The sequence below is a fragment of the Nocardiopsis ansamitocini genome, from assembly GCF_030268225.1.
GTDB classification, from domain to species: domain Bacteria; phylum Actinomycetota; class Actinomycetes; order Streptosporangiales; family Streptosporangiaceae; genus Nocardiopsis_D; species Nocardiopsis_D ansamitocini.
In genome coordinates, this window is the sequence record NZ_BSQG01000013.1 from 1 (window position 1) to 15,973 (window position 15,973).

Genomic DNA, 15,973 nt, shown 5'->3' on the forward strand with positions numbered 1-15,973 from the left:
CGGCGCTGAAGTTGTTGACCAGCATCTCGAAGCCGGACTTGATCCGCGGCTGCACCACGCCGTCGAACAGCTTCATCAGGTACGCCGCCAGCGGACCGATGATCATGGCGCCCAGGAACATCGGGATCTCGGCACCCACCACGATGCCCATGGTGGCGATGGCGCCGACCACGGCGCCGCGCTGGTCGTGGACCATGCGTCCACCGGTGTACCCGATGAGGACCGGGAGCAGGACCTTGATCATCGGGTCGACGAGAGAGGCGAGGTTCTCGTTGGGGAACCAGCCGGTGGGGATGAACAGCGCGGTGATCAGGCCCCAGGCGATGAACGCCCCGATGTTGGGCATCACCATGCCGGCGAGGTGGCCGCCGAAGCGTTGAATCACCGCCCGACTGTTCAGGGATTTCGCGGTCGGCTGCTTGTGGGTCACGTGTGGTCTCCGGGGGATTTTCCCGCGTGCTGAGGAGGGGCATCGGCGTGCGGCGTGCTGAGGTGGGGAGGACGGTCGTCCGTCGGAACCTCGTCGGGAGCCGCTGAGCCGTCTCGCTTCGGTGCGGGACCACTCGCGCGGGAACGATGAGGAGCCGCGGCTGACCGCCGGGTGGTGGTGTTCAGCGCGGACCGCCCCTGGCAGAACGGTCCGGCGGACACGACCATGACGTCGTTGTCAAAGCTGCATCGGGGGACGGGTCCGGGTCCACCGTGGTGCGGCTCGGCATGAACGCCTCGTCTGTGTGAGGCTTTTACGCTCTTTTGCGGCGTAAGCCCCTTTTTTGTTCCGGTCTGGCTGATCGTAGAAGAGCTTTGGTGCACCGGACAAGGGGTGACGGAGATTACTTCGCGTTTATCGTTTTATTCGCGTGCGGGACACCTGCCTCGGGCTTTGTCGCAGGGGCGGAGCCGCCCGCCGTTTCAACGGCTGTACCGGCCGAAGAGAGGACGGATGATCCCCGCAGGTGCGCGGCAGCTGCCGAGAGCACCCGACCACCGGCTTCGCCCTGCGCGAAGCCGTTCGTCGACTGCAAACCGGGCGCGCATGAGCGGGAGCGTCAGGGGCGCACGACGCAGCGAAACCCGAGATGGCAGGTCGAACTGTCGGTGTCCTGTCCTTGCCGGGCAGCGGGACGGTAGCGGAGACAGTAGCTGGGGGCGCACAGGTGGGATCCGCCCTTGATCACGCGGCGCCCGGCCACCGCGCCCGCTGAGTCGACGGTGGCCCGCGGATTGTGCGGGGTGCAGCACGGTTTCGGCGCGGGGCCGGGGTGCCAGGACGTGAACGTGTCCAGCGTCCATTCCCAGACGTTGCCGGTGACGTCGTAGAGGCCGTAACCGTTGGGCGGAAAGGTGCGCACGGGTGACGTGCCCGAGAAGCCGTCCAGCGCACGGTTGTGGTGGGGAAAGTCCCCCTGCCAGATATTGGCGTGGTGCCGCCCGCGCGGAAGGAGGCCCTCCCCCCAGGAGTAGGTCGCCTGTTCGAGTCCGCCGCGGGCCGCGTACTCCCACTCGGCCTCCGTGGGCAGGTCCGCCCCCGCCCACGCCGCATAGGCGAGGGCGTCGGCGTGGGCGATATGGGTGACGGGGTGCAGGTCCCTGCCGTTGAGGTCGGACCCCGGGCCTTCGGGACGTCGCCAGAACGCGCCCGGAACCCACCGCCACCAGGCGGTCCAGTCGTCCAGCCCCACCGGGTGCGCCGGTGCGCAGAAGACGAGGGAACCGGGAACCAGAAGCGCGGGATCGGCCCCGGGGACCTCGTCGGGAATGGGGGCCCGCTCTGCGAGGGTCCGGTACCCGGTGGCTTTGACGAAGCGCCTGAACCGCGCCACCGTCACCGGTTCGGTGTCGATCCAGAACCCGTCGACGCGCACGGGGTGGACGGGGCGCTCCTCGGGATAGAACTCCTCGCTGCCCATCAGGAAGGTCCCCCCGGGGATCCACACCATGCCTTTGGCTGGTGCCGGTCCCTGTCCCGGTCCTGCGGCGGTGGCCGTGTCAGTCACAGCAGATCCCTCCTGGCCGATCGTTGCTGTTCAGCGGGGGGGGAGGAAAGCCTGATCATCGTTGCATGCGCGATGCTCCCGGAGGCTGACGGACACGACCGCAGGCGATGTTCCACGCCCCGGGCACCGGCCGATCGCCGGAACGGACACGTTGACCGGCCCCTGGAGTGCCGCCCCGCCGCCCGCCTCCTGCGGGAGCCCGGTTTCCCCCGGCGGGTGAGTCCGGTCGTGGGCTGGGTGGAGGAGACTGGCGGACAAAGAGACGGGAAGTCCGTCGGGAGAGGAGCCCGTGACGGTGAGCGGAGCCGGTCCGGTGACCGAAGCGTTCGCCCGTGTCTCCCGCTTTCCGCAGGTTGGAACCACGATCGATGACGGAGGCCGCCATGCCGCTACCCGACGAGCCGTTACGAAAACTCGGCTTCCTGACGATGGGCCTGTTCGATCCCGCCGACCCGGTTGCCGGACACGAGAGCACGCTTCGGCTCATCGAGACCGGCGAACGACTCGGCTTCGACGGGGCCTGGGTACGACACCGTCACCTCCAGCACGGAATCGCCTCACCGGTCGCGATGCTGGCCGCCGCGTCGCAGCGCACGAGCCGCATCGAGCTGGGCACCGCGGTGATCCCGTTGGGCTGGGAGAATCCCTTGAGACTGGCCGAGGACCTGGCCACGGTCGACCTCTTGTCCGGCGGGCGCCTCAACCCCGGGCTCAGCGTCGGTCCACCGATGCATTTCGATCAGGTCAAAGATGCCCTCTACCCCGATACAGCAGACCGCGAGGACTTCTCCTACGAACGTGTGGCGAGGCTCCTGCGGTTCGTGCGCGGGGAGCCGGCCAGCGGCTTCAGCGGGGTCAGAGGCATCGAGGAGTTCTCCGACCGGGTGCAGCCACACGCCGAAGGGCTCGCCGAGCGCCTATGGTACGGCGGCGCCAGCCTGCGATCGGCCGCATGGGCTGGTCGGCATGGCATGAACTTCCTGACCAGCAGCGTCGTCAAGGCAGAGGAGTCCGAGGACTTCGCCGAAATCCAACTCTCCCACGTGCGGGCGTTCCGTGCCGGTCACCCCGCAGGCGACACGGCACGCGTCTGCCAGGGACTGGTCGTCATCCCCACCGACAGCGCCACGGCCGCGCAACGGGACAAGTACGCGGCCTACGTCCAGGCGCGCCTACCGCGGACGCGCAGGCCGCAGGGGCCGGCGAGGATGCGGTTCGCACCCGACCTGCTCGGCACGTCCGAGGAGATCGCCGAACAGCTGTACGCGCATGCGGCTTTCCGAGAGATCGACGAAGTCGCCTTCGCGCTCCCGTTCACCTTCGAGCCCGAGGACTACCTCCAGATCCTGACCGACATGGCCACCGGACTCGGCCCCGCTCTCGGCTGGCGGCCGCACGGTTCCTGAGCCCGGTACGGGCCCGAAGGGCAATCCGGTGGGCGCCGTGCCGGAGAAGCCCGCCCACGGTTCCAACGCCCGGGAACTCGTCGGGCCGTGCGGACCACCCGGTGGCCTCCTTTCCGCGAAATAGCGACCGGCTCTTTCGTGGTGTATCGCATCGCGGTGTGGTCAGTGAAAGGGCAAGGGCTCCTGCGGTCGCTGCCGATACGGCATCAACCGCATCGCCGGTGTCGTGCAGGCCGCCCGTCCTTCACCACGCGCCGGCGTGGGACCGGAAAAGGCGCAATGATCGCCAGGCGTTCGCGCGAAGAGATTTTGCGTGCGGGTGACCGTCTTCAGGTGGAACATAGTGCCTGGTCAGAGGGATGATTTTGTCTTTGGGCTAGATGGGCGGACATGCGGGTTCTTGCTTTTCGACTGGCCACCGCGAACCAGGTGCTGGCGGTCTCGGAGGAATTCGAGGTGATTTCGCCTACCGAATAATCACGGAGGTAATTCCCATGAACCAAGGCAGTCGAGTGACACGGTCCGCCGGCACCAGCGGGTGGGCGGTCTTCGCGGCCACGATGATTCTGCTGGTCGGCGTGATCAACGTGATCCAAGGAATCATCGCAATGTTCATGCCCGACTACTACCTGAGTGCGGCGGGCGGGTTGTTCTTCTTCGACTTCACGTTGTGGGGAATCGGCCTGGCGATCTGGGGCGTCATCATGGTCCTCGCGGGACTCGCCATCGCCAGTGGACGGATGTGGGCCCGGGCCTTCGGCGTGGTGCTCGCAGCGATCAACGCGCTGGCCCAACTCGTCTTCCTCGAGGCGCACCCCATGTGGTCGCTGGTCGTCATCGCCATCGACCTGCTGATCATCTACGGACTCACCGCCGGTTGGCCCACGATCACGGCCACCGACGAGCGGGACGTCTCCTACCGTTCGGGGCACGACGACGCCACCGGATACGCCCCGCGCGACGCCACCGGGTACGGCCCGCGCGACGCAGTGGAGCCCGACGCGACCCATTCCACTCACACCGGTCACCGCAATCCTCAGGAGGGGTCCAGCACCCACCGCCGGACGATGCCCCAGTGATCCGCGGGCTCCGACTGCCGCGGGTGGCCGGACGGGCGACGGGGAGCTCCCGCCGGAGGTCCTGCCCGGCCCGGCTGCTGTCCACGTCCGGCTCCGTTTAGGGCCGGCTCGGTGGACCCGCCCGTGCGGCCAGCGCAGAGTGGGTCCACCGCGCTCCTTCCCCGACCGAACCGGGGCGTCCGTACTTTGGGCCCACCGGCTCGGTTTTGCCCCGCATATGGCAAAGGAGTCGTTCTCCGGGGTTTCTCGACCTCGGCCACCGGCCAGTACGCAGGCAACGGCGCCACTGCGCCGGGCGCCGTCGAACCGGAGAACCTCTATGCCCAGCGACCAGACCTCCCCGAGCCTGCCCACCCCCGACCAGTCGTACCAGGGCCCCCTCTCCGAGGACGCGCGCACGCTCGCCCAGGCCCTTCCCCCCATCACCCCGAAACGGCCGCCCGCCGGTGCGCCCAACATCCTCATGATCCTTCTCGACGATGTCGGTTTCGGGGCGTCCGGCGCCTTCGGCGGTCCGGTGCACACGCCCACGGCCGAGCGACTCGCCGGCGCCGGACTCAGCTATACCCGTTTCCACACCACCGCGCTGTGCTCGCCGACCCGCGCCGCCCTGCTCACCGGCCGCAACCACCACGCGGTCGGCATGGGGCACATCACCGAGACCGCAACCCCGTCACCGGGCTACACCTCGCAGCGCCCCGACTCAGCGACACCGCTCCCCGAGATTCTGCGGCTCAACGGATACAACACCGCCCAGTTCGGCAAGTGCCACGAGGTTCCGGTGTGGGAGACCGGTCCGACCGGCCCTTTCGACCACTGGCCCGCCTTCAGCGGCTTCGAGCGCTTCTACGGGTTCATCGGCGGTGAGACCAACCAGTGGCAGCCCGCCCTGGTCGACGGTGTCACGGCGATCGATCCCCCCGACGACCCGGACTACCACCTGATGTCCGACCTCGCGGACAAGACCATCGACTACATCCGGCGTCAGCAGGCCCTCACCCCGGACAAGCCGTTCTTCGCCTATTTCGCGCCGGGGGCCACCCACGCCCCGCACCACGTTCCCAAGGACTGGATCTCCAAGTACCGCGGACAGTTCGACCACGGGTGGGACGCGGTGCGCGAAGCCACCTTCCAACGGCAGAAGGAGCTCGGCGTCGTCGCCGCCGACGCGCTGCTCACCCCGCGCCCGGCCGAGATCCCGGCCTGGGACGACGTCGCCGACGAGTGGAAGCCCATCCTCAGCCGCCAGATGGAGGTCTACGCCGCTTTCCTGGAATACGCCGACCACCACACCGGTCGGGTGGTCGACGCACTGGAGGAGCTGGGCATCCTCGACGAGACGCTGATCGTGCACATGATCGGTGACAACGGTGCCTCGGCGGAGGGCGGCCTCAACGGCTCCTTCATGACCACCACGGCCGCCAACGGCGGTGGCGAGTACGAGACGCCGGAGTTCTGGACCGACCGCCTCGACCAGATCGGCGGACCGCATGCCTACAACCACTACGCGGTCGGCTGGGCCCACGCAATGTGCACCCCCTACCAGTGGACCGAGCAGGTCGCCTCGCACTACGGGGGCACCCGCAACGGGGCGATCGTGCACTGGCCGAACGGCATCGAGGAACCCGGCGGGCTACGCCACCAGTGGCACCATGTCATCGACATCGCCCCGACCGTCCTGGAACTCGCCGGGATCACCGAGCCGAGCACGGTCAACGGGGTCACCCAGATGCCGATGCACGGTACGTCGATGGCCTACACCTTCAACGAACCCGACGCCCCGGAACGCCACCGCACCCAGTACTTCGAACTCATGGGCAACCGCGCCATCTACGACGACGGCTGGACCGCGGTCACCAAGCACCGCACGCCCTGGGACCTCCTCGCCAAGGGCGGCGACTTCGACGAGGACGTCTGGGAGCTCTACGACACCACCACCGACTGGACCCAGGCCCGCGACCTCAGCGCGCAGTATCCGGGCAAACTCGCCGAACTCCAGATGAAGTTCATCATCGAGGCCACCCGATTCAACGTCTTCCCGCTGGACGACCGCTCCGCCGAGCGGATGAACCCCGAGCTGGCCGGCCGGCCGACGCTGGTGCGGGGCGACACGCTGCGGCTCTACCCCGGGACCGACCGGCTCAACGAGAACGTCGTCATCAACACCAAGAACACGTCCTACAGCGTCACCGCGGCGATCGGGGTCCCCGAATCCGGAGCCGAGGGGGTGATCGTCGCCCAGGGAGGGCGCACCGGGGGCTGGGTGTTCATGGTCGACCGCGGCCGGCTCGCCTTCCACTACAACTACTGCGGGCTCGAACGATTCACCGTGACCGCCCCGGGCGCGCTCCCCACCGGAGCACACCGGGTGCACGCCGAACTGCGCTACGACGGCGGTGGAACGGGAAAGGGCGCGGACGTGGTCCTGTTCGTCGACGGCGGCGAGGTCGCCAGGGGCCGGGTGGAACGCACCCATCCGCTCTACTTCTCCTTCGACGAGGGCCTCGACGTGGGCCGCGACACCGCGATGCCGGTCTATGAGGACTACGACGCGCCCCACGGGACGTTCGTCGGGGCGCTGCACTGGGTCCAGATCGAGCTGGGAAAGGACGATCACAACCACCTGGTCGACCCCGACGCGCAGTTGGCGGCAGCCCTGCGCCACCAGTAGACCGCGGCTCCCGCCCCGGAGAGGGGCGGGAACAGTGGTGCCGGGCGGGACCGTCCGGCTGCGCAAAACGCCCGCGTCACCCGGGAGCGCCTCCGTCCGTCAGCCGATGTGCGCGCAGGACGACGTCGTGGGTGTGGTGTGCGCCCTCGCCGCCGTTGATGGAACGCTCGCGGACCTCGTTGACGTCGATACGCCAGTCACCGTCGAGCAGGGCGGCGACGTCGCTGGGTTTGACCCAGTCGGCGGGGTCGAAGCCGCTCTCCAGGGCGGCGGCCCCGTCGCCCATGTCGTGGTGGACGACGAGCAGGGTGCCGCCGGGGGCGACCGCCGAGAGCAGCGCACGCTCCGCGTCGGCGCCGGGGGTGATGCGCAACGCCGGGTACTGGGCCGAGACGAGGTCGAAACCCCCCTCGGGCAGATCGGCCTCCAGCAGTCCGCTCGATATCCAGGTGACGTCCACGTCCGCCTCGGCCGCGTGGGCCGCCGCCCGGTCGAGCGCGACCCGGGAGACGTCGAGCGCGGTGACCGCCCACCCCCGTCGGGCCAGCCATACGGCGTCGGCGCCCTCGCCGCAGCCGACGTCGAGGACGCGCCCCGGCTGTTCGTCGGCCGTCTCGCGGACGAGTGCGCCGTTGGGGTCCCCGCTCCACACGCGGTCGTGCTCGCTGTAGCGCGCATCCCACTCGGTGGCCTCGCTCATGCCGTCACCGTCCCAGCGTTCGGGCCGGCCGCCCCGCCGCCGATCATCATCGTGTCGTGCTCGTTTCTCATGCCGGGCAGTCTGCCCCGGATGCCGTCACTTCGATAAATTTTCTTGCCGGAACAGCAAACCGGTGGGCCGGGCAGCGCTTCGCGGTGCGGGCCCCTTGCCAAAGAGCGCACGGGCAGTGGTTCCGCAGCGGTCCGCACGCCGATCCCACCGAGAACGCCTCGTCGTTTCCCCGGGTCGACGGGGCGCCGTTCCCGAGCGCCGATCAGCTCCTCCGCGTCCACGCCGGTGAACCCGTCGGTCGACGCCACGAACCAGAAGCCCGCACTGATCCCCTCGCGGGCGACGGTCCCGGTCCCGCTGCGCGCCACCTTGAAAAGGAAACGCCCGGGGCCGGTCGGCAGCCGCGCGGGGGCCTGCCCTCCCGCCCCCGGGTGCCTAGTGCCGGAAGGCGTGCACCACGGCGGCCATGTCGTCCGCGCGGTGGCCGGAACCGGCTGCTGACTCGAACTCCTGCCGTACCGCCTGCATCAGGCCGTCGTTCGAACCGGCGACCCCCATGGCTTCGACAACGAGTGCGCCGTCCTTGACCGCCCCGTCGACGGTGAAATCGGGGGAGAAGTCCCCGGCCATCATCACCCTGCCCTTGGCCTGCGCGTACCCGCAGTTCAACGGGCCCCCGGCGATGGCTTCCAGGAACATCAGGGGAGCCACCCCCAGGCCCTCGGCCAACCCGACGGCCTGGCCCGTCGCAGCGGTCACCGACAGCACCCAGGACTGGAAGACCATCTTCAGGCGCTGTGCATCTCCCGCCTGTTCACCCGCCCAGATGGTGCGCGACCCGATCGCGTCGTAGACCGGTTCGACGACCGCGCGTTCCCCCTGCGGTCCGGCGGCGACCACGACCAGCGCCCCGTTCTCCGCCACTTGCCGGCTGCCCAGTACCGGGGTGTCGAAGAAAGCCGTCCCGTGTTCCTCGGCCAGCCGGGCCAGTCGTGTTGTCGCCGCCAGTCCCACGGTGGTGCTCTGCACCCAGACGGTGTCGGGGCCGGCGGCCGGCAGGGCCCTCCGCATCACCTCGGTCACCGTGTCGGCGTCGAAGAGCATCGTCACGATTACGTCCGCGCCCGCCACCGCCGCCGTGACGTCCTCGACCGCGCGCACCCCGGCGCCGGTGAGCGCCCGCGCCTTCTCCGCGGTTCGGTTCCACACCGTCACCTCCATCCCCGCCCCGGCCAGGCTCCTGACCATCCCGGCCCCCATCAGTCCGGCTCCCAGTACCGCCACCCTCGTGGTCATCGCTGCTCCCGATCCGTGCGTCCCCAGACGAACAACCCCAGTGCGCTGAACCTTGTGACCGGTACTCCGCGACGGTAAACGAACAGCCGACCCGGGGCGGACGTCACGAAGGCCGGGCCCGGGAGGCGGGAAGCGCCGGGGTGAGGGGACTGCGCACCGTGCACCGACTCGACAGAAGGCATGGGTCCCGTGCTGCGAGGGATGCGAGAATCCCGGCAGTACGGGGCCCGTTCCCTGTCGGTCGGACCGGCTACGCGGCGACCCGGGGCAGTGCCCGGCCTCCCCGGAAGACGTGGGTGGCGGGTTCGCCGGCCCCGCCGCCGAGGAAGGTGAAGACCTCGTGCACCCCGGTCGGCGCCTCGGTGCCGATGAGGCGGTCGTCGTCGAGCCGGACGAGCGCGGTGCGCTGCGCCTCGGGGGAGAGCAACCGGGCCTCTTCCGTCAGCGCGGTCTCGGTCGCGTGCACGGTGCCGTCGTCGGCGACGCCGATCTCCAGTTCGGTCACGGGGGTTGCGAACCGGCCGGAGAACCGGTCCCGGTCGGCCGGCTCCGGCCGGGCCGGCGGAGTCTCCGGGGCGGGAACCGTGATGCCGGCGAGCTCGTCGAACACCCGCTCCATCACCCTGCGGTGCACCCCCAGGGAAGCCGTGCTGTTGACCTGCGACACCACGGCGATCCCTGCGTCGGGGGCCATGCGGAAGCTACAGGTCTGGCCGTAGGTGCCGCCGTCGTGGCCCACGACCCGGTGTCCGTCCCAGTCGAAGAGCATCCAGCCCAGTCCCCAGTGCGTGCTGCCCAGGAGGCCGCCGGGGATGGTCGCCTGCGGGCGCCACATCGCTTCGAGGGTCTGCGTCTTCACCAGGGTCTCGTCACCGATGTGGGCGTCGGCGAACGCCAGGAGGGAGCGCGCGTCCATCGCCAGCATCGCGCCCGCCGGCCCCAACGACGCCGGCAGGTTCCAGAAGGGCGCCGGTTCAAGCGCCCCGTCGGCCCCCGTGGGGACGTGGCCGACCGCGGTGCTGTGCAGAAGGGCCTCCTCCGGGACGGTCGCCCAGCGCTCCAGGCCCAGGGGGGCGCCGATCAGTTCGCGCACCAGCACGTGGTAGGGCTTGCCGTGCAGCACCTCGGCGATGCGTCCGAGGACGGTGTAGCCCGAGTTGCAGTAGGACAGGACGCTGCCGGGCGCGATGTCCTGCACGAGGGTGGGCACTACCTCGTCGACGTAGCGGGCGACGGCGTCGTCGCCCCGCGAGGTCGCGATGAACGCGTCACCGTGGATGCCCGACGTGTGCGACAGCAGGTGCCGGGGCGTGGTCGACGCGCCGGCCTGCGCGTCTACGACCCGGAACCCCGGGAGGTAGGTGCGCACGGGCGCGTCGAGGTCCACGCGGCCCGCCTCCACCAACTGCATCACCAACGCGGTCGTCCAGAGCTTGGTGACCGAGCCGATCTGGAACAGCGACCCCGTGCTGACGGGGGCGCCGGTGCGCAGGTTGAGGACACCGGTCGCCCCCGCGGCGACCGCACCGCCGGCCAGGACGGCGACGGAGCAGCCCGGGACCCCGTATTCGGCGCGCAGGGCAGGGAGTTCATCGTCCAACCAGGATTGGACGGCGGCCAGGTCGTTCATGGGGCACTCCTCGATGTGCGGGATCGGATGTCACCGGCACGGCCCGCAGGCCACCGGCTCCCATCAGGGCGGGGCAGCCGTGTCGGCGCCCCCGGGGACGATGTGCGGCAGCAGGGCGAGAGCGGCGTCGAACTCCTCGCCGAGCGTCCGGCCCCCTGGGGCCGCCTCGTCCCAGTACTGCTGTGCGGTCTGCACGACGGCGTTGAAGACGGCGATGGACAGCTCGGCCTCGCGGATGCGGTCCGTGCCGAAGTCGGGGCGTGCCACCACCGCCGATACCAGTTCGGTCTGCAGCGTCTGGTTGTGCAGCAGGGCGCGGGCGCGCACGGACTCCACCTCGCGGACCTGCCGGAAGACCATGCGCACCCTGGTGTCGGAGAACCGGGTGAAGAGTTCGTCGAGACCGTGCCGGATGGCCTCGGCGAACACCGTGAACAGTGGGCGCGAGCCGTCGTCGTCGGCCAGGTAGCGCGCGCAAGAGCTGTTCGTGTCCGTGACCGGGGCCAGGACGAGGTCCTCCTTGGTGGGGAAGTACCGGTGCACGGTCCGGGCGGACATCCCGAGCCGTTCCGCGATCCGTTCGACGGTGACGGAGGCGAAGCCCTCGCCGTCGATCATCTCCAGCGCGGTGTGCACCATCCGCGCCCTGCGGTCCGCCTTCTGGCGCGCGCGCAGGCCGTCCGCCGGCGTCGCCTCGGCGCGAGGGGCTGTCCTCATCGGTGCTCCTCCGGTGTCGACGGTGCCGGGGAGCCCGCGGCTTCCCCGCACCGGATCGTAGTTTCTGTCAGAGTCTGACTAATGTCAAAATCTGACAGAAAATGCTAGCGTCGCCTCCACTGACCGTTCGGCCGGGACGTCCCGCTTCCCGCGGCCGATGGGGCGGGCCGGCCCGGGGCAGCCGCCGCGGCCGACACAAGGGAGGGGACACCCGATGGCGCAGGAGTATTCGCTGGTCCTGGCCGGCGGTAGGGTCATCGACCCGCAGAACGGACTGGACGCCGTGGGCGACGTCGGGATCGCCGGTGACACCGTGGCCGCCGTCTCCGCGACGCCTCTGCGCGGGGCCCGCACCATCGATGCGACCGGGCTCGTCGTGTGCCCGGGCTTCGTGGACCTGCACAGCCACGGCCAGGCGATTCCCGAGCAGCGGCTGCAAGCCCTGGACGGGGTCACCACCGCGCTCGAACTGGAGGCCGGTACCACCCCGGTCGCGGCGGCCTATGCGCGGTCCGCGGCCGAAGGGCGCCCCCTCAACTACGGCTTCTCCACCTCCTGGGCGCTGGCCCGCATGGTCGAGTTGGCCGGCGCCGACGCCGGGGGAGCGGTGCGCACCGTGCTGCGCCACCTGGGCAACCCGGCCTGGCAGGCGCCCGCCTCGCCCGTCCAGCAGTCCGCCGTCCTGGAGCGCCTCTACGCCGACCTCGATGCCGGCGCCCTGGGAATCGGCATCCTCGCCGGCTACGCGCCGCTGGTCGACCCGGCCGAGTATCTCGCGGTGGCCGCGCTCGCCGCGCAGGCCGGTACCCCGACCTTCACCCACGCCCGCGCACTCGTCGAGACCAACCCCGACATCCCGATCGACGGAGCCGAGGAGATCGTCCGGGCAGCAGGCCAGACCGGCGCCCACATGCACTACTGCCACATCAACAGCACCTCCACCCGTCACATCGACCGGGTCCACGCCCTCATCCAGCGGTGCCTGGACGAAGGCTCTCCCATCAGCACCGAGGCCTATCCCTACGGGGCCGGCGCCACGGCCGTCGGTGCCGCCTTCCTCGCCCCCGACAAGCTGCACGCGCAAGGGCTGCGTCCCGATTCCATCGTCGTGGCAGCCACCGCCGAACGAATCGCCGACGCGCGCCGTCTCGCCGAACTGCGCGCGACCACCCCCGACGCCATCGCCCTCGTGCACTTCCTCGACGACACCGACCCCGGCGACCAGAAGCTCCTGAACAGGGCGCTGCTCTTCCCCGACACCGTCATCGCCAGCGACGCCATGCCTTTGACATGGCGCAATGGGGAGCCCGACCCGATGCTGTGGCCCCTGCCCCACGGTGCCGAGGCCCACCCCCGAGGCGCCGGGACCTTCACCCGCTCGCTGCGCACCCTGGCACTGAACGGCGGCCACCTCAGCCTTTCCGAGGCGATCGCCCGCTGCACCGTCACCCCCGCCCGGGTCCTCCGCCCCGCGGTGCCCGCAATGGAGCGCAAGGGGCATATCGGTGCCGGAAGCGACGCCGACATCGTCGTGTTCGACCCCTCCCGGCTCCAGGACCGGGCCACCTACGCGGACGGCACACGCCCGGCGCAGGGCGTCGTGCACCTGCTCGTCAACGGCGAACCGGTCGTCCACGACGGCGCGATCGTGCCCGACGCCCTCCCCGGCCGACCGGTCCGGCGCGGGGCGTGACCCAGGACGCGCGCAGAAGCCGCAACGACGAGAGGGCAGCCGTACCTGGCGCTCCCGGGGGCCTCCCGACCCTACGGGCGCTCAGGAACGAACACCCGAGAAAAAAGTAACGAGCACCATGACCGGCAACCGCTGCGGGAACCGTCCCCGGCGCGCGGTCGTCATCGGCGCCGGGATGGTGGGCTGTCCTGTGCCTGGTCCCTCCAGGGCCACGGATGCGACGTCGCAGCCGTGGACCGCGACCGTCCCGGACCCGGGGCCTCGCACGGCAACGCCGGGTTCCGCGACCCGTCGCTGCGCGTGCCGTTTCCCCCTTGCCCCGACGCCGACCGTGTACGTTTCCTCCTCCACCTGCTCCGGCACCGCACCCCCGGAAAACGGCGTCGCGCCATGGCGGTCCACCGGCGGTTGAACGACCAGGTGTTCGCCGCCTTCGACCCCCAGTGCGCAGGCGGGGCCGCTGCCCGGACCCACCGGACGGACGTACTCGCCGGATTCGCAGAGGAGCACCAGGCCCGCGGCCTGCCGCACGAACTGGCCGGTGTCGCCGCCAGCGGCCAGCAGATCCACCCGGAGAAGCTTTCCGGGGACCGGGCGCGGGCGGACGAACCCGGCCTCTTGGCCGGCGTCGGCTCCGCACCGCACATCAAGGGGCGCCGCTTCCTCTCTGCTCAGTGCTCGGTGACCGGGGCCCCCACAGCTCCGTCACTCGCGGCCCGGTCCACGACCGCCCCCGTCCAGGACAGGACGGTCCACCCCAGCTCGGGCGAGCCCTCCAGCTCGACCACCCCGCTGTTCTCCAGGTTGTGGTCCGAGGCGAATCCCGGGTCCACGTTCCCGGCCCGCGCGGCGACCCACATCCGGATGACGGCGCCGTGGCTGACCAGTGCCGCGGTGGCCGCACCGGTGGCAGCGGCCTCCGCCACCACCGCGTCGAAACGCCCCAGGGCCTCCACGCCGTTCTCCCCGCCGGGAATCCGTACCTGTGTCTCACCGGCCGACCACGCGAACGCGGTGCGCAGGTACGTCCCGATGGACTCGTGGTCGCCGCGCATCTCCAACTCCCCCGCCACCAGCTCCCGCAGCCCCGCGCGGACCCGGATCTCCAGGCCGCGCTCCGCCGCCAACGGTGCCGCGGTCTGCTGCGTGCGCACCAGCGTCGAGGCGTAGAGCACGGCGATGTCGTGTGCGACGAGAGTGGTCGTCAGGGCGGCCGCCTGCTGGGTGCCCAGTTCGGTCAGTGACGCTCCCGGTTCCTCGGTGTCCAGGACGCGGCTCACGTTGGACGGGGTCTGGCCGTGACGGATCAGCAGCAGGCGCATGGTTCTCTTCCGTGCGGGCGACGCCGACTGTTTCGGCGTGCGTGTGCTCCTCACCCTCTCAACGCACCCGGTTCCCCGTGATGCGGGGGTGGGACTTGCCGTGGTGCAGGTCGTGCACCGCCCCGAGCACTCGACCACCACCCCGTAGTCGCGTCGGGCCGCTTCGGCGGTGGCCACGCCACGGCCGGAACCGCAGCCGCTCGGCGCCTGCCTCGCCCGGCTCGCACGGGGAAGCCCGTGGTGACGGCGGCGCTGTTTCGACGGGCGCGCCGTCCGGGTCAGGTTGTTTCCGGTCCGGTGGCGGCCTGTACGTCGGATGCACTGCGCGGCTGCCCCTGCCTCCGGTCCGCCTCGCTGTCGTCGCCCCCGCTGCGGGGGGAAGGCAGGGCCGGGGCGGCGCCGACGAGCAGTCCGGCCTCGGTGAGGCGCTGGTGCAGGAGGCCGGCGCCTTCGAGCATGGCCGCGGTCTGCCGGTTGAGCGCCGCGTGGCGTTCGGCGATGGCCGCGCGCAGGGACGCGGTGCCGCCGGTGCGCCGCAGTCCGTCGAGAACGGGACGGATCTGGGCGAAGAAGTAGCGCCCCTGGCGCAGCAGATGGATGATGCGGGCGTCGCGGACGTCGTCGGGCAGGTATCTGCGGTACGTGGTCCCCGGCTCCCGGGTGGGGGCGAGCAGCCCCGCCGACTCCCAGACCCGCAGGGTGGAGGTCCGCACGCCCAGGGCGGCGGCGAGTTCCCCCACGAGCATGCCCGACCGCGGAGCCGGGACGGCGCGGGGGTCCTCGCCGGCGACCGCCTCCAAGGTCTCACCCGCGGCCTCCAGTGCCCGGCGCTGTTCGTGCAGGGCCGCGTGCCCGGCGTCCACCAGGGAGAGCGCGGCGTGGGCGTCCCCGCGGTGCACCGCACGCATGATCGCCTGGGCCGTGCTGATCCCGTGACCGGCGGAGAGCGCGCGGTAGGTCAGCAGGGCGTCCAGGTGCTGGGGGCCGTAGCGACGGTAGCCCGACGGGGTCCTCGGGGCGTCGGGCAGCACTCCCGCGGTCTCCAGGTTGCGCACCTGCTGGGTGGAGACGCCGGCCCTGCGCGCCAGATCGACCGGCCGCAGACTCGACTCCGCATGCCCCATCCCGCGCACCGCCCTGAAAACGTGTTCGCATCCTGATTGAAGGTTGTTCAAAACAGTAGCAGCTTACGGGTTGGCGGGCAGGAAAAAGCTTCAAGAGGTAGTTCAACAATAAACTTGAATCCATGCGCGGGGCGGCGGAGCGGGCGCCTCCGTCCGTCACGACTCGCCCGCGCCTTGCGGGCGAGTCCATCCGGGCGGCCGGAACCCGCGGGTGCTTTTGCCCCGGAGATGTCGTGCGCCCGCACCGGTGGTCGACACCGTGGCAGCCGAAGCGCAGCGCCGGCTCGACGGGACCCTGCCGGCTTTCGCGCCGGTTCCCGCTGGGC

Annotated in this window: 13 protein-coding genes and 1 pseudogene; 6 read left to right on the top strand and 8 right to left on the bottom strand. The window is 70.6% G+C overall.

What is annotated here, in order from left to right; all coding sequences use genetic code 11:
- Both QSJ59_RS22770 and QSJ59_RS22775 read right to left on the bottom strand, forming a co-directional pair.
- The coding region (locus QSJ59_RS22770) for a PTS transporter subunit EIIC (protein WP_285761885.1) at nucleotides 1–352 on the bottom strand (352 nt) is incomplete at its 3' end.
- 697 nt (nucleotides 353–1,049) lie between these two features.
- Complete coding sequence (locus QSJ59_RS22775) at nucleotides 1,050–1,997, bottom strand: formylglycine-generating enzyme family protein (RefSeq protein ID WP_285761795.1); 948 nt, start codon at nucleotides 1,995–1,997, stop codon at nucleotides 1,050–1,052.
- 383 nt (nucleotides 1,998–2,380) lie between these two features.
- On the opposite strand from QSJ59_RS22775, the gene QSJ59_RS22780 reads away from it, so the two are divergent.
- From QSJ59_RS22780 to QSJ59_RS22790, 3 genes are all read left to right on the top strand, one after another.
- Nucleotides 2,381–3,403 carry an LLM class flavin-dependent oxidoreductase gene (locus QSJ59_RS22780; protein ID WP_285761796.1) on the top strand — a complete coding sequence of 341 codons (1,023 nt, stop codon included), beginning with the start codon at nucleotides 2,381–2,383 and terminating at the stop codon, nucleotides 3,401–3,403.
- 494 nt (nucleotides 3,404–3,897) lie between these two features.
- The gene (locus QSJ59_RS22785) at nucleotides 3,898–4,482 is read left to right on the top strand and encodes a DUF7144 family membrane protein (protein WP_285761797.1); all 585 of its coding nucleotides are present in this window, start codon (nucleotides 3,898–3,900) and stop codon (nucleotides 4,480–4,482) included.
- Nucleotides 4,483–4,801: 319 nt separating this feature from the next.
- On the top strand, nucleotides 4,802–7,153 hold the full coding sequence (locus QSJ59_RS22790) for an arylsulfatase (protein WP_285761798.1): 2,352 nt from the start codon (nucleotides 4,802–4,804) through the stop codon (nucleotides 7,151–7,153).
- A 76-nt stretch (nucleotides 7,154–7,229) separates the two neighbouring features.
- Here the strand turns inward: QSJ59_RS22790 and QSJ59_RS22795 are convergent, their stop codons facing one another.
- The 4 genes from QSJ59_RS22795 to QSJ59_RS22810 all read right to left on the bottom strand — a co-directional run bounded on the left by QSJ59_RS22795 (nucleotide 7,230) and on the right by QSJ59_RS22810 (nucleotide 11,508).
- Entirely contained in the window at nucleotides 7,230–7,853 is a 624-nt protein-coding gene (locus QSJ59_RS22795; RefSeq protein ID WP_285761799.1) for a class I SAM-dependent methyltransferase, read from the bottom strand.
- 447 nt (nucleotides 7,854–8,300) lie between these two features.
- Nucleotides 8,301–9,161, bottom strand: a complete 861-nt coding sequence (locus QSJ59_RS22800) for an NAD(P)-dependent oxidoreductase (protein ID WP_285761800.1) — start codon at nucleotides 9,159–9,161, stop codon at nucleotides 8,301–8,303.
- A gap of 250 nt (nucleotides 9,162–9,411) precedes the next feature.
- A complete protein-coding gene (locus tag QSJ59_RS22805) occupies nucleotides 9,412–10,791 on the bottom strand; it encodes a serine hydrolase domain-containing protein (protein ID WP_285761801.1) in 1,380 nt (459 codons plus the stop codon).
- 63 nt (nucleotides 10,792–10,854) lie between these two features.
- The gene (locus QSJ59_RS22810) at nucleotides 10,855–11,508 is read right to left on the bottom strand and encodes a TetR/AcrR family transcriptional regulator (protein WP_285761802.1); all 654 of its coding nucleotides are present in this window, start codon (nucleotides 11,506–11,508) and stop codon (nucleotides 10,855–10,857) included.
- 214 nt (nucleotides 11,509–11,722) lie between these two features.
- Here QSJ59_RS22810 and QSJ59_RS22815 point away from each other — a divergent pair, with 214 nt between their 5' ends.
- Entirely contained in the window at nucleotides 11,723–13,201 is a 1,479-nt protein-coding gene (locus QSJ59_RS22815) for an amidohydrolase family protein (RefSeq protein ID WP_285761803.1), read from the top strand.
- Nucleotides 13,202–13,432: 231 nt separating this feature from the next.
- Nucleotides 13,433–13,771, top strand: a pseudogene (locus QSJ59_RS24340) (hypothetical protein); the annotation flags it as partial.
- A gap of 101 nt (nucleotides 13,772–13,872) precedes the next feature.
- Here QSJ59_RS24340 and QSJ59_RS22825 read toward each other — a convergent pair.
- Nucleotides 13,873–14,523 carry a histidine phosphatase family protein gene (locus QSJ59_RS22825; RefSeq protein WP_285761805.1) on the bottom strand — a complete coding sequence of 217 codons (651 nt, stop codon included), beginning with the start codon at nucleotides 14,521–14,523 and terminating at the stop codon, nucleotides 13,873–13,875.
- On the opposite strand from QSJ59_RS22825, the gene QSJ59_RS22830 reads away from it, so the two are divergent.
- Nucleotides 14,522–14,671 carry a hypothetical protein gene (locus tag QSJ59_RS22830; RefSeq protein WP_285761806.1) on the top strand — a complete coding sequence of 50 codons (150 nt, stop codon included), beginning with the start codon at nucleotides 14,522–14,524 and terminating at the stop codon, nucleotides 14,669–14,671. The genes QSJ59_RS22825 and QSJ59_RS22830 overlap by 2 nt on opposite strands.
- 130 nt (nucleotides 14,672–14,801) lie before the next feature.
- Here the strand turns inward: QSJ59_RS22830 and QSJ59_RS22835 are convergent, their stop codons facing one another.
- Nucleotides 14,802–15,647 carry a MerR family transcriptional regulator gene (locus QSJ59_RS22835; RefSeq protein ID WP_285761807.1) on the bottom strand — a complete coding sequence of 282 codons (846 nt, stop codon included), beginning with the start codon at nucleotides 15,645–15,647 and terminating at the stop codon, nucleotides 14,802–14,804.
- Nucleotides 15,648–15,973: the final 326 nt, after the last annotated feature.

Bases quoted from the DNA above. Each gene is read 5' to 3' on its own strand.
- QSJ59_RS22780 (WP_285761796.1), top strand. From the start codon at position 2,381: ATGCCGCTACCCGACGAGCCGTTACGAAAACTCGGCTTCCTGACGATG.
- QSJ59_RS22785 (WP_285761797.1), top strand. From the start codon at position 3,898: ATGAACCAAGGCAGTCGAGTGACACGGTCCGCCGGCACCAGCGGGTGG.
- QSJ59_RS22790 (WP_285761798.1), top strand. From the start codon at position 4,802: ATGCCCAGCGACCAGACCTCCCCGAGCCTGCCCACCCCCGACCAGTCG.
- QSJ59_RS22795 (WP_285761799.1), bottom strand. From the start codon at position 7,853: ATGAGCGAGGCCACCGAGTGGGATGCGCGCTACAGCGAGCACGACCGC.
- QSJ59_RS22800 (WP_285761800.1), bottom strand. From the start codon at position 9,161: ATGACCACGAGGGTGGCGGTACTGGGAGCCGGACTGATGGGGGCCGGG.
- QSJ59_RS22805 (WP_285761801.1), bottom strand. From the start codon at position 10,791: ATGAACGACCTGGCCGCCGTCCAATCCTGGTTGGACGATGAACTCCCT.
- QSJ59_RS22810 (WP_285761802.1), bottom strand. From the start codon at position 11,508: ATGAGGACAGCCCCTCGCGCCGAGGCGACGCCGGCGGACGGCCTGCGC.
- QSJ59_RS22815 (WP_285761803.1), top strand. From the start codon at position 11,723: ATGGCGCAGGAGTATTCGCTGGTCCTGGCCGGCGGTAGGGTCATCGAC.
- QSJ59_RS22830 (WP_285761806.1), top strand. From the start codon at position 14,522: ATGGTTCTCTTCCGTGCGGGCGACGCCGACTGTTTCGGCGTGCGTGTG.
- QSJ59_RS22825 (WP_285761805.1), bottom strand. From the start codon at position 14,523: ATGCGCCTGCTGCTGATCCGTCACGGCCAGACCCCGTCCAACGTGAGC.
- QSJ59_RS22835 (WP_285761807.1), bottom strand. From the start codon at position 15,647: ATGGGGCATGCGGAGTCGAGTCTGCGGCCGGTCGATCTGGCGCGCAGG.